9 protein-coding genes are annotated in these 13,085 nt (G+C 72.9%); 5 read left to right on the top strand and 4 right to left on the bottom strand.

What is annotated here, in order from left to right:
• Positions 1-172 precede the first annotated feature (172 nt).
• Entirely contained in the window at positions 173-2,236 is a 2,064-nt protein-coding gene (locus tag ACZ6RT_RS01635) for a glycosyl hydrolase family 28-related protein (protein ID WP_470151819.1), read from the top strand.
• Positions 2,237-2,341: 105 nt separating this feature from the next.
• Here the strand turns inward: ACZ6RT_RS01635 and ACZ6RT_RS01630 are convergent, their stop codons facing one another.
• Complete coding sequence (locus ACZ6RT_RS01630) at positions 2,342-2,506, bottom strand: hypothetical protein (RefSeq protein ID WP_344901816.1); 165 nt, start codon at positions 2,504-2,506, stop codon at positions 2,342-2,344.
• A 211-nt stretch (positions 2,507-2,717) separates the two neighbouring features.
• Here ACZ6RT_RS01630 and ACZ6RT_RS01625 point away from each other — a divergent pair, with 211 nt between their 5' ends.
• Positions 2,718-4,826 carry an ATP-binding protein gene (locus ACZ6RT_RS01625; protein WP_470151817.1) on the top strand — a complete coding sequence of 703 codons (2,109 nt, stop codon included), beginning with the start codon at positions 2,718-2,720 and terminating at the stop codon, positions 4,824-4,826.
• Between the two features lie 43 nt (positions 4,827-4,869).
• Here ACZ6RT_RS01625 and ACZ6RT_RS01620 read toward each other — a convergent pair whose 3' ends face one another.
• Positions 4,870-5,799, bottom strand: a complete 930-nt coding sequence (locus ACZ6RT_RS01620) for a 4-epi-cubebol synthase (RefSeq protein WP_344901715.1) — start codon at positions 5,797-5,799, stop codon at positions 4,870-4,872.
• Positions 5,800-6,270: 471 nt separating this feature from the next.
• Here ACZ6RT_RS01620 and ACZ6RT_RS01615 point away from each other — a divergent pair, with 471 nt between their 5' ends.
• Positions 6,271-7,179: a proteasome assembly chaperone family protein gene (locus ACZ6RT_RS01615; RefSeq protein WP_399186851.1), complete on the top strand. Its 909-nt coding sequence runs from the start codon at positions 6,271-6,273 to the stop codon at positions 7,177-7,179.
• The gene (locus ACZ6RT_RS01610) at positions 7,172-8,233 is read left to right on the top strand and encodes a Gfo/Idh/MocA family oxidoreductase (RefSeq protein WP_470151815.1); all 1,062 of its coding nucleotides are present in this window, start codon (positions 7,172-7,174) and stop codon (positions 8,231-8,233) included. Before ACZ6RT_RS01615 ends, ACZ6RT_RS01610 begins: the two co-directional genes overlap by 8 nt.
• Positions 8,234-8,346: 113 nt before the next feature.
• On the opposite strand, the gene ACZ6RT_RS01605 is transcribed toward ACZ6RT_RS01610, so the two are convergent.
• The gene (locus ACZ6RT_RS01605; RefSeq protein ID WP_399186853.1) at positions 8,347-9,144 is read right to left on the bottom strand and encodes a tyrosine-protein phosphatase; all 798 of its coding nucleotides are present in this window, start codon (positions 9,142-9,144) and stop codon (positions 8,347-8,349) included.
• 156 nt (positions 9,145-9,300) lie between these two features.
• Here ACZ6RT_RS01605 and ACZ6RT_RS01600 point away from each other — a divergent pair, with 156 nt between their 5' ends.
• Complete coding sequence (locus ACZ6RT_RS01600; RefSeq protein ID WP_399186854.1) at positions 9,301-10,173, top strand: hypothetical protein; 873 nt, start codon at positions 9,301-9,303, stop codon at positions 10,171-10,173.
• A gap of 93 nt (positions 10,174-10,266) precedes the next feature.
• On the opposite strand, the gene ACZ6RT_RS01595 is transcribed toward ACZ6RT_RS01600, so the two are convergent.
• Entirely contained in the window at positions 10,267-12,828 is a 2,562-nt protein-coding gene (locus ACZ6RT_RS01595; protein ID WP_399186855.1) for an ATP-binding protein, read from the bottom strand.
• Positions 12,829-13,085: the final 257 nt, after the last annotated feature.

Genomic DNA, 13,085 nt, shown 5'->3' with positions numbered 1-13,085 from the left:
GCAACGCAGAGATGTAGCAACGTTACGAAATTATTTCACAGATCTCTTGTGGAACGGTCGAGGCGGGTTCTACTGTCACCTCACCCTCATGGCGTCCGCCCCCCGAGCGCCCTCAGGTGTACCGCCCCCCGAGAGAAACGAGCGTCCGATGTCGCGCAGCATCACAGGAGCCATGGCGAGGTGGTCCGGCAGGTCGGCGCGGAGAGCGGCGGTGGCGGTCACGACGCTGACCGTCACCGTCGCCGGGCTCGGCGTCGCGCCCGCGGGGCCCGCCCTCGCCGACCGGGTCGCGGACGGCACGGGCGGCACGGCCCGCGCCGCCGCCCCCGTCGTCACGCGCGCCGCCCTGGACCCGGCGCTCGTCGCGGGTCGGGGCGCCGACGTCCGCTTCGCCGAGCAGGAGGCCGAGAACGCCGTCACGAACGGCACCGTCATCGGCCCGGACCGGACCGCGTACACCCTGCCCTCGGAGGCGTCCGGGCGCAGGGCGGTCAGGCTGACGCCGGGACAGCACGTGGAGTTCACGCTGCCGGCCGCGGCCAACGCGATCACGGTGCGCTACAGCATCCCGGACGCGCCGGGCGGCGGCGGCATCACCGCGCCGCTCGACGTCACGGTCAACGGTGGCGGCAAAAGGGCGATGACCCTCACCTCCGAGTACGCCTGGCTGTACAACCAGTATCCGTTCACGAACGACCCGGACGCCGACCTGCTCCACCCCGACTGGTGGATCACCGAGTGCGGCTGCGTGCCGTCGGCCACGACACCGGCCCCGGTCATCACCAAGCCGTTCCGCCCGACCCACTTCTACGACGAGCAGCGCCTGCTGCTCGGCCGCACCTACCGCGCGGGCGACCGGGTGCGGCTGACCGTCCCGGCCGGGAGCAGGGCCGCGTGGACGGTCGTGGACCTGCTCGACTCCGAGCTCGTCGGCGCGCCGCGCGTCCGGCTCGTCGCGGCGAACGTGCTGGCGTTCGGGGCCGACCCGTTCGGCCGGCGCGACTCCGCCGGCGCGTTCGACAAGGCGATCGCCTTCGCCAAGCGCAAGAACCTCAAGGTGTACGTCCCCCCGGGCGTCTACCGGGTGAACCGCCACATCATCGTCGACGACGTGACGATCGAGGGCGCCGGGAGCTGGTACACGATCATCAAGGGCGAGCAGGTCACGCTCCCCTCCCCGGCCCCCGACGGCTCGGTGCACACCGGCGTCGGCTTCTACGGCAAGGACGCCGCCGACGGCGGCAGCAGGAACGTCCACCTGTCCGGCTTCGCGATCGAGGGCGACGTCCGCGAGCGCATCGACACCGACCAGGTGAACGGGATCGGCGGGGCGCTGAGCGACTCGACCGTCGACGGCCTGTACATCCGGCACACCAAGGTCGGCATGTGGTTCGACGGGCCGATGACGAACCTGAGGATCACGAACAACGTGATCGTCGACCAGATCGCCGACGCCCTCAACTTCCACGGCGGCGTCACGAACTCGGTCGTGTCGAACAACGTCATCCGCAACACCGGTGACGACGGCCTGGCCATGTGGTCGGAGAAGATCGCCAACACCGGCAACACGTTCGACCGCAACACCGTGCAGACGCCGACCCTCGCCAACGGCATCGCCGTCTACGGCGGCACCGACAACACCGTCTCGAACAACCTGGTGGCCGACCCGGTCCGCGAGGGCAGCGCGCTGCACGTCGGGTCCCGCTTCGGCGCCGAGGCGTTCGCCGGGAAGCTGTCGATCAGGGACAACACCACGGTCCGGTCCGGCACGTTCGAGCTGAACTGGAAGATCGGCCTGGGGGCCATCTGGTTCTACGCCCTCGACAGGAGCATCGACGCGGACGTCCGGGTGACCGGGAACCACTTCCTGGACAACACCTACAACGCGATCATGCTGGTCAGCGACTGGGGCGTGAAGGACCTGTACTCGATCACGAACGTCCACTTCAAGGACACCAGGGTGGACGGTACGGGCACCTCGGTGGTCAGCGCCCGGGTGAAGGGGTCGGCCACCTTCGAGAACGTGGACGCCCGCAACGTCGGCGCGGTCGGCGTCAACAACTGCGGGGCGTTCGGCTTCCCGCCCACCGGCTCGGAGTTCTCGCTGACCGACCTCGGCGGCAACGACGGGGGTGGCGCGACCGGGCCCTGGCTCGCCCCCTGGCTGCTGCCGAACACCATCACCTGCGACGACCGCCCGCCGGTGGTGGCGCCGCCGGCGCCGTCCCCGTGGTGATCGGCCGTCCCGGGTCGTCCCGGGCCTGATCCGTCCCCGGAGTCGTCTCCGGCCGGTGCCCGCGCGGGAACGGATCCCGCGCGGGCACCGGCAGGGGCGGGCCCGTCACCAGTGGGGCGGGCGGTCCTCGATCAGGCGGGCGTCGTCGTCGGCCTCGCGCCACTCGCTCCAGCCGAGGTCGGTGTCGTCGACGGTCTGGTCGGGCAGGATCGGCAGGCCGTCGTCGGCGAGGTCGACGGGCCGCAGGTCATCGGGTTCAGGCACTGTCACAGGCCCCATGCTAGCCACCCGGGCGGGCGCCGTTCCCTCCGCAGGGCGAAACTCCGCGCCCTCCGCTCCGCCGTCCGATCCTCTGCCCGAGGGGTCCCCTCTCGCGGCGGGATGCCCCGGAACGCCCCTCCGGGCCCGGTGACGCCGGGGACAGCCGGGAAACCAGGCGGTACGATGCGGGAGCAGGTTTCAGCTACCCCCGTGAGGCGCCATGACAACGCCAGCAGGATGGCGGCGAGACGGCAATCTCCCCAACGAGCTGACCAGCTTCGTGGGGCGTACCAGGTTGCTCACCACACTCCGGCAGCGGCTGGGCGAGCACCGCCTGGTCACCGTGACCGGCATCGGGGGCGTCGGCAAGTCCCGCACCGCCCTGCGGATCGCGCACGAGATGCGGACCCGTTTCAAGGACGGCGTCTGGTTCGCCGACCTGGCCCGCCTGCAGGACTCCGGCATGGTCCGCCACACGATCACCTCGGCCCTCGGCATCGCCGACCAGTCCGCCCGCTCGGCCGACGAGACGCTGATCGAGTGGCTGGGCGACCGCGAGCTCCTGCTGATCATCGACACCTGCGAGCACCTGGTCGACGCGTGCGCCGCGCTCTTCGAGGACCTGCTCGCCGGCGCCCCGGGGCTGACCATCCTGGCGACCAGCCGCCAGTCGCTCAACGCCAGGGGCGAGCACACGGTCTCCATCCCGCCGCTGGCCGTCCCCGGCGACTCCCCCGGCGAGGACGTCTTCACCAACGAGGCGGTGCAGCTGTTCGTCGCGCGGGCGAGCGCGGTGGTGCCCACCTTCATGCTGGACGAGAACAACGTCGGGCCGGTGGCCGAGCTCTGCCGCCGTCTCGACGGCATCCCGCTCGCCATCGAGCTGGCCGCGGTCCGGATGCGCGCGCTGTCGGTGGAGCAGATCCTCGGCCTGCTGGCCGACCGGTTCAGCCTGCTCGCGGGCGCCAGCCGCACGGCGCTGCCCAGGCACCAGACGCTGCGGGCCGCGATCGGGTGGAGCCACGAGCTGTGCGAGCCCGCCGAGCGGCTGCTGTGGGCGCGGCTGTCGGTCTTCGCCGGGGACTTCGAGCTCGACGCCGCCCGCTACGTCTGCTCCGGGGACAACCTCCCCTCCGAGGACATCATGGATCTCATCTCCAGCCTGGTGGAGAAGTCGATCCTGCTCAGCGACGGCACGCCGTCCGGGCACCGCTACCGGCTGATCGACACCCTGCGCCAGTACGGCGAGGAGTGGCTGGACAAGCTCGGTGAGAGCGCCACGATCAGGACCAGGCACCGCGACTACTACCTGCAGCTGGCCAAGCGGAGCGAGGAGGCGTGGTCGGGCGCCCGCCAGGTCTACTGGTACGTCAGGATGCGCCACGAGCACGACAACATCCGCGTCGCGCTCGACCACTGCCTGCGCACCCCCGGCGAGGTGCAGTCCGGGCTCAAGCTGCTGTCCTCGCTGTGGTTCATGTGGGTGGCCTGCGGCCTGGCCCGCGAGGGGCGGCTGTACCTGGAGAAGACCCTGGAGCTGGCGACCGAGCCGACCCCCGACCGGTGCAAGGCCCTGTGGGTGCTGTCCTACATCCACAGCGCGCAGGGCAACATCGGCGGCGCCATCGAGGCGGCGGAGCAGTGCAGTTCCGACGCGGTCAGGGTGGGCGACTCCGGCGCGGTCATCCTGGCCACCAAGATGCTCGGCACGGCCGCGTTCCTGCAGAACGACCTGCAGAAGGCGAGCGCGCTGCTGGGGGTGGCGATCGAGTTCCACAAGAGCGGGCGTGAGCTCAACCCGGGCCTGCTGCCCTCGATCGTCGAGCTGTCCATGGTGCTGCTCATCCAGAACGAGCCCGCCGAGGCCGAGGTGCTGCTGCGCGACTGCATCGCGGTCTGCACCCAGCGCGGCGAGCTGTGGCTGCGCTCGTACGCCATCTACGCGCTCGCCAGCGTGTACCAGGCGATGGGCCGGTCGGCCGAGGCCATGTCGAACGCCCGCGAGGCGCTCCGCCTCAAGCGCTACTTCCACGACGTGCTCGGCATCGGCCTGGCGATCGAGGTGGTGGCCAAGCAGGCGCTGGAGGAGGGCCAGCCCGAGCTCGCCTCCCGGCTGATGGGCGGCGGCCAGGCCAACTGGCGGACCTTCGGGATGCCGCAGATGAGCTCGCCGTTCTTCAACGTCGAGCACGAGCGCTGCGTCAAGGAGTGCAAGCGCCTCCTCGGCGACGAGGCCCAGGAGGAGGCCTTCGCCCAGGGCAAGAAGCTGAACCTGGAGGAGCTGATCATCCTCGCTCTCGGCGACCACGAGGACGACCGGCCGCTGTAGGGCCCGGCCGCCGGTGTCCCGGAGCGGGTCCACCGGCGGCGGGTCAGCCGGCCCCGGGCCGGTCGGCGGGGGTCTCCGCCCGTTCCCAGGCGGTCGTGTAGCGGGAGCTGGTGAGCGAGTAGTCGACGCTGCCGCTGACCCAGAACTCCAGGCCGCGCACGTACGCGAGCACCGCCTCGGAACCGAGCGCCTCCAGGGAGGGGCGCAGCTCCACCATCTCGGCGATGGCCCGGTTGCGCATGGCGCCGATCGCCTCCATGGCGTGCTGCCGGGAGTGGCCCCGGTGCGTGGCCAGCACGTTCACCAGGTTGTTGCGGGCGTTGGCGCCGTCGCTCTCCTTGGCGTACGAGATGAGGTCGTTGTCCCAGACGACGACGTCGTTGGCGTTGTCGGTGATCGCCTTGACCGCGGGGTGGCGCCACTCGTCCGGGGAGAGGCGACGGCCGCTGGCGACGTCGATGAGGGCGAAGACGGTGAGCATGGCGCCGGTGCGCCGCCGCATGAACAGGTAGTCGCCCGGCGGGGGCACCACGTCGGCCTCGCGGTTGGCGGCCTCCCACACCTGGGCGAAGAGGTAGTCCTTGGTGACGGCCCTCCAGCGGTCGAGCTGGTCGGGGTCGCCGTACCTGGCGATCCTGGTCTTGATCTCCAGCAGCGCCCTGGCGAAGGCGTCCTCGACCTCGGCGTCCTCGTCCAGGTCGTCGAGGACGGCGAGGAAGCGGGGAAGGAGGCGGCTCATCTCGGCCGCGCCGCGGTTCTCCTCGCAGAAGGCGTCGTCGAAGGCGAACAGCCACACGCACCAGTCGGTCACCAGGCGGAGCGTGTGGTGTTCGGCGTAGGGATACGTACGCGCTCCGAGCCAGCCGTATTTCGCCTGCCGGTAGCGCTCGACGGTCTCGCTGTCACGCACCAGGCCCGTCTCCACGAGCCAGTCGAGGGTCTCGGTGTTGACCCTCTCGACGTGCGGGTTCACCTCGCTGGGGAAGGGACAGGGAAGGGGAGGAATGCGAAGAGGTAGGCCGGACCTACGCGTAGTAGTAGTTCCCACTCCCCCAGAATGGCCGAACAACGGCTGATTTCCTATAGGTCACCGATCAGGTGGATATCCGATTCACCCATATAGCGACCGCCCTATTCTGGGAATACGTGCCGACCGGACGTCCGGGTCGCGCCCGTCGCGGAGGCGGACCGAGGCGGACCGAGGCGGTCGGGGCAGGCCGGAGGGGTCCGGAGGCGGCCCTGAGGCGGGCCGGGCCGGAACGCGCCCCGGCCCGTCCGGTCCCCGCGGAGCGGACGGACGGTCGCGGACCCCTTACGCCCGGGTCAGGCTGCGTGCGATCCATTGTGCCCCGGTAGGGTTCCCAGTGATCGACGAAGGCTCGCGGAATTCGGCGGACCCCCGGCGGGTTGAGCTGAAGAGAAGACCGACGAAAGGCTGGAAACGGTGTCCGACCCGACGGATCTCTACCGGCTCAGCGGTGACGTCCCTGAGCTGACCGATCCGGTGCTGCTCTACCACTTCGACGGGTTCGTGGACGCTGGTGGTGCCGGACGGCTCGCCATCGCCCACCTGCTCGACGAGCTGGAGCACCGGGTCGTGGCGACGTTCGACGTGGACCGCCTGCTGGACTACCGCTCCCGGCGTCCCGTGATGACCTTCGACACCGACCGCTGGGTGGCCGTGGAGAGCCCCGAGCTCGTGGTGCACCTGCTCCACGACACCACGAGCACGCCGTTCCTGGTGCTCACCGGCCCCGAGCCGGACCGCGAGTGGGAGCTGTTCGCCGCCGCGATGGAGACGCTGGCCGCCCGGCTGGGCGTCGGCAGGCTGGTGACCACCCACGGCATCCCGATGGCCGTCCCGCACACCCGCCCGCTGGGCGTCACCGGCCACGCCAGCCGTCCCGAGCTCGTCGCCGGCCAGACCAGCGCCTTCGGCAGGGTCCAGGTGCCGGGCAGCGCGGCCGCGCTGGTGGAGTTCAGGCTCGGCGCCAAGGGCTACGACGCCCTCGGGTACGCCGTGCACGTCCCGCACTACCTGGCCCAGGCCGAGTACCCCACGGCCGCGCTGGCCGCCCTGGACGCGGTGACCAGGGGGACCGGCCTGGTGTTCCCGCTGGAGGGGCTGCGCGAGGCCGCGGAGAAGACCGACGCCGAGATCGCCGAGCAGATCCAGGCCTCCCAGGAGCTGTCCACCGCGATCACCGGCCTCGAGCAGCAGTACGACGCGTTCGCCGCCGGTGCCGAGCGGGAGAGCCTGATGGCCGAGAGCTCGGAGATGCCCACCGGGGAGGAGCTCGCCGCCCAGTTCGAGGCGTTCCTGGCCGAACGCGACGAGCAGCGTGGTGACTGACCTTCGGGTCGCCCTGATCGGGTACGGGGTGGCCGGGGCGTTCTTCCACGCCCCGCTGATCTCCGCCACCCCCGGCCTGCGGCTCTCCGCGGTGGTCACCCGTGACCCCGCGCGGGCCGCCGAGGTGACCGCGAGGTACGGCGCCCGGGCGGTCGCGGACACCGGCGCGCTCTGGGACGGATCCGCCGACGCCGCCGCCGACGCCGTCGATCTGGTCGTGATCGCCTCCCCCAACCGCACGCACGTCCCGCTGGCACGAGCCGCGCTCGGCGCGGGCCTGCCGGTCGTGGTGGACAAGCCGCTGGCCGCGACCGCCGGCCAGGCCCGCGACCTGGCGGCGCTGGCGCGGGAGCGCGGCCTGATGCTGACGGTCTTCCAGAACCGGCGCTGGGACGGTGACTTCCTGACGCTCGGACGGCTGGTCCGGGCGGGCGAGCTGGGCGAGGTGACCCGGCTGGAGTCGCGCTTCGAGCGGTGGCGGCCCGTGCCCAAGGGCGGCTGGCGCGAGACCGGCGGCGCCGAGGAGATCCCCGGGCTGCTCTACGATCTCGGCAGCCATCTGGTCGACCAGGCCCTGTGCCTGCTCGGCCCGGTCGTCGACGTCTACGCCGAGTGCGACGTCCGGCGGGAGGGCGTGAGCGCCGACGACGACACGTTCGTCGCCCTGTCCCACGAGGGCGGGGCCCGCTCCCACCTGTGGGCCGGAGCGCTGGTGCCGCGGCTCGGCCCCCGTTTCCGGGTGCTGGGGACCCGGGCGGGCTACCTGAAGTACGGCCTGGACGTGCAGGAGGAGCAGCTGCGGGCCGGGCTGACCCCGGCCTCGCCGGGCTTCGGCGAGGAGCCCGAGGAGCGCTGGGGCACCCTCGGCGCCGGTGACGACGGCCGTGCCGTGCCCACCGAGCCGGGCGGCTACGCCGGTTTCTACCCGGCCGTGCTGGCCTGCCTGCGCGACGGCGCCCCGCCGCCGGTCGAGCCGGAGGAGGTCGTCCGGGCCCTGGCCGTCCTGGAGGCCGCCCGGCTCTCGGCCGCCGAACGCCGGGTCGTCACCCTGTGAGACCGGCCGCCGCACGTCCGCTGCGGCCGGAGACCCGGTGCCCCGGGGCCTTGCGGGCCCTCCCGGAACCGGCCGCCGCCTGACGACGGCCGGCCGCGTGAAGGCCCCCGGGGTCAGTCGCGCAGGCGGGCGCGCAGCAGCCGGGAGTCGGACTCGGTCCAGCCCTGCGAGGCGAGCCAGCTCAACGGCCCCCCGAAGCGCTCGTCCATCACGCGCAGGAACTGCTCCATGTACTCGGCCCTGGGCCGGTGGTCGTCGGCCGGCCGGGTGTCGAGGTCGGCGCGGTAGGTCTCGCTGGCGCGCAGCCGGACGAGGATGTCCTCCAGGCGGTCGCCCGTGGCGACGTAGTCCTCGACGATCGCCTCCCGGGTGGCCCCGGCGACCTCCAGCGCCAGGGCGCTGAGCACGCCGGTGCGGTCCTTGCCCGCGGCGCAGTGCACGATCACGGCGCCGTCGTCGCGGGCCATGGCCCGCAGCGCCGCCAGCACCGAGTCGGGACGGTCGCGGACGTAGCCGTAGTAGTAGCCGGTCACCCGCAGCTCGGCCGTGCGCTCGTCGTCCCGCTCGGTCCAGGGCAGCACCTTGTCGGCCTCGATGGTGTCGGCCTCGACGTCGGTGTACCGGCCGCCCTCGGCGAAGAGCGTGAGGTGGTGGATGCTCACCTCGGGCACGGCGGTGAGCGGCCCCGGGCCCTCCAGGCGCACCTCCGGCCCGGAGCGCAGGTCGACGACGTGGCGGAGCTCGCGCTCGCCGACGAGCACGCGCACGTCCCGCTCGGTCAGTCCCTGGAGGTTGTCGGCCCGGTAGATCCGGCCGAAGCGTGTGGTGCCACCGTCCACGGTGGCGAGCCCACCCAGGTCACGGACGTTGACGGCACCTTCGAGTTCGATCCAACGCGTGAAGTCTCTCATCGCTCCCGAGTTTATACGCCGCTTTACGTACGGGCCGTTAACAGGAGGCGGTTGCTTCCGTAATTACCGTCATATTTGAACGTTGCCGACAAATGCGTCTTAACTCATATGAGGCCCGAGGACGGGGCCGGCCGTGCTTCGCCGCGAGGAGGTCGCGTGAGCCCGAGGAGACGTCCCCCTCACCTTCTGATCGATCCCTCCCTGCCGCCCGCCGTCGCGTCGGTGCTGCGCGCCGACCCGCAGGCGCTGCGCGCGGCCCGGAGGGGGCAGGCTCCCCCGCCCAAGCTGCCCAGCGCCTCCAGGGTGTGCGCGACCCTGCTGTTCCTGCTGTTCCTGATGGGGCTGAGCCTCACCGCGGGCCTCGTGGTCGTCAGCGTCGTGATCTTCCTGTCCTCGATGTCCCGGCTGAGCGGCGACGTCAGGGGCCACCGGGCGTGGCGCCGCTTTCGCACGGCCGTGCGCCACCGCGACCGGTTCATCCTGCCCGAGGAGCTCGACACCGACTGCGGCGACCTGCTCCGCCGCACGCAGGACGCCACCGAGACGGTGCTCGACTCCGAGGTCAACCGGGCGAACCTGCTCGACACGATCGACAACGCGGTGACGCTGCCCGATCAGACCTGGCAGATCGCCTCGAAGCTGAAGCGGCTCTCGGAGTTGAAAGCCGACCACCGGCGGCTGGTGCCCGACCCGCTCCCGCCCGAGATCGCCGGGGCCTTCGCCCCCTACGCCGCGGCCCTGGAGACCGCCGAGCGCTCGCTGGACGCGCGGATCCGCGTGCTGGAGGAGTACGCCGGGCAGGTCCGCAGGGCCGACGACGTCTACCGCGCCCACCGGCGGCTCCAGGAGCTCGCCGAGCAGGCCCCGCGCTACGAGGCGCTGGTCGCCGAGACCACCGAGGACGCGCTCGCCGCCCCCGGGCTCGGCCGGCTGACCGAGCAGGCGCGGCAGGTGGAGAGGCTCTTCCAGGAGAGCATCGACGAGGCCCGCCTGACCGCCCGCCACCTGCTGCCGGCCGCCGGTCCCTGACCCCGCGCGGCACCCCCGAGCGGCACCCCGCGCGGCATCCCGCCCGGCACCCCGCGCGGCTGGCCGGCACGCCCCGGACCGGCACGGCGGGGCTCAGCCTCCCGCGCGGCGCAGCAGTTCCAGGGTGCGGTCCATGCCGGACCGGTTGCCCAGGCTGCGGTAGATGTCCTGTGCCCGCCGCAGGACGTCCACCGCGGCCCGGTCGTCCCCCGCCTCCAGGTGCGCCTCCCCCAGATAGCGCAGGCTCCTGGCCATCCACCAGCGGTCGCCCAGCTCCTCGAAGGCGCGCACGGCCCGCCCGAGACAGGTACGCGCCTCACGCGTACGGCCCAGCCTGCCCAGGGCGCGCCCGGCCGACAGCTCGGTCCTGGCGACCCCCCACGTGTCGCCGAGCGCGACCAGGATCTCGTCGGCCCGGCGCACGTAGGTGAGCTCGCGCAGCGCGTTGGCCGGGTCGCCGACCTCGCCGGCCGCGCGCAGGCACCGGGCCTCCTCCCACAGCTCGCCGCGGAGCCGGAACATCTCCGCGGCCCGGTCGAGACTGAAACCGGCCCTGGCGAAGTCTTCCCCGGCGGCGCGGTCGTCACCGGCGGCGCGCAGCGCCCTGGCCGTCGCGCCGAGCACCTCGCCGTAGGCGCGCAGCGTCTGCGCCTCGGAGTAGCGGTTGCGGTCGCGCTCGAACACCCGCAGCGCGTCCTCCAGCAGTTCTCGCGCCTCGGCGGGCCTGCGCTGGGCCAGCCGGAGCTCGGCGAGGTTGCGCCGGGTCCTGGCCGCCCACCACCGGTCGTCCTCGTCGGTGAAGACGGTGATCGCGTCGATCAGGTGGCCCTGTCCGCGGTCGAGGTTGCCGTCGTTGAACAGCGTCATGCCGACCGCGCGCATCGCCCGCGCCGCCCACCAGGACTCGCCGAGCCCCTCGAAGATCTCCAGCGCCCGCTCGGCGTCCCGCAGGGCGCCGCGGTGATCGCCCTGCCCGCCCGCCACCGCAGCCCGGTCCAGCAGCGCGATGGCCAGGGCCCGCGGGTCGCCCGTCCGCTCCGCGGCCTCGCACAGGATCTCGGCGACCGCCCGCCAGTCCGACCAGTAGGCGCGCAGCGAGTGGCACAGCGAGCAGAAGGCCCTGCCCAGGCCCCAGGCCAGCTCCCACATCTCCATGCTCCTGGCCTGGCCGATGACCGCGACCAGGGTCAGGCGCTCGGCGTTGAGCCAGTCGGCCGCCGAGACCTCGGCCCGCGTCACCGGCTCCGGTCCCGGGTCCTGCCCGGCGGGCCTGGCGCGCCCCCAGTCCTGGGGCCAGCGCGCCACGGCCGCGGCCTCGGCCCGGCGGCGGTAGCCGGACAGGACCCGCTCGATGGCGGCCCGGCGGCGGGCCTCGTCGTCGGCGAGCGCCGGCTCGCGGGCGAAGATCTTCACCAGGTCGTGCAGCCGGTAGCGCATCACCCCGGACAGGTCGGTTCCCGAGCACTCGGCGAGCTGGGCGTCGATGAGCGCCTCCAGCTGGTCGGCCCCCTCCACCTCGGAGGTGGCCAGCAGCTCACCGGCCACCCAGCCGGGCACGTCCGGGGCGGCGACCAGGCTGAGCAGGCGCAGCAGGCGGCGCTGCAGGCCGGTGCAGTCGTCGTAGCTGAGCTGCAGGGAGGCGCGCACACTCTTGTCGAGGCTGCGGGCGATCTCCAGCTGGTCCAGCCGCCTGCGCTCGTCCAGCAACCGGTCGGCGAGCCGGCGCAGGGTCCAGTTCTCCCTGGTGGCCAGGCGGCCGCCGCAGATGCCGATGGCCAGCGGCAGGTGGTCGCACATCCGTACGATCTCCCGGGCCGCCTCCGGGTCGGCGGCGACCCGGTCGTTCCCGGCCAGCCTGGCCAGCAGTTCCACGCCCTGTGCCTCGTCGAACACCGACAGCTGCTTGTCGTAGGTGTTGAGCAGGAAGAGCGGCTGCCGGGAGGTGACCATGACCGCGCAGCCGGGCTCGGCCGGGATCAGGGACTTGACCTGGTCGCCGTCGCGGGCGTTGTCCAGGCAGATCAGGATGCGCCTGCCCTTGGTCCAGGTCAGCCAGAGGGTGCGCAGCTCGGCCAGGCCACCGGGGTCGGTGGTGAGCCGCACGCCGAGCGCGCGCAGGAAACCGATCAGCACCTCGGCGGGGTCGACCGGGGCCTCCACCTGGCCGCGCAGGTCGGCGTACAGGCGGCCGTCGGGGAAGTCGTCGGCGACCTCGTGGCCGAACCTGGCGATGAGCGCGGACTTGCCCACCCCGCCCCTGCCGTACACCGAGACGACCAAGGGGGCGGCGTGGGCGCGGTCGCGGGAGCGGCGGCGCGCGGTGAAGACCTCGCGCAGCTCGGCCAGCGACGCGGTGCGGCCGGTGAAGTGCGCGGGGACCGGCGGCCACTGGTCGGGCGGGCGCCACACCGTCCCGGCCGAGGCGCCCCGCTCCTCGGGACGGCTGCCGGCCGTCGCCCAGGTGAGCAGGCCGACGAGCAGGCCGGCGACCGCGGTGACGCCGACCTTGGCCTGCAGGGGAAGCTCCCACACGTCCAGCGAGGTGGCCAGGATGCTGGCCATGGCGGCGGCCAGCCCGGCCGCAGCGGGCGCGGCGAGCCGTATCCGGCGTCCCGGCCGCCGGGCGGGCGACCGCAGGTCAGGCTGATCAGGCACGTTCGGCGCCCCGGTCATCCACACCCCTCGTACGAGGACCACGGCACGCCCGCGACCCCCCGCGCCGACCGGCATGTCCTTCGATTCCTGGAAATTGAATCAGACGTCCGGCCCGCGGCGCCGGGGGGGGGGGGGGGGGGGGGGGGGGGGGGGGGGGGGGGGGGGGGGGGGGGGAGGGGGGGGGGGGGGGGGGGGGGGGGGGGGGGGGGGGGGGGTGGGGGAGGTGGGGGGTTGGGCGAGGGGGTGCGGAGCGGCGT

The sequence above is a fragment of the Streptosporangium sp. NPDC050148 genome (assembly GCF_055586505.1).
Note: the sequence above shows the minus strand (reverse complement) of the source record. Positions and strands in the feature narration are given on the sequence as shown.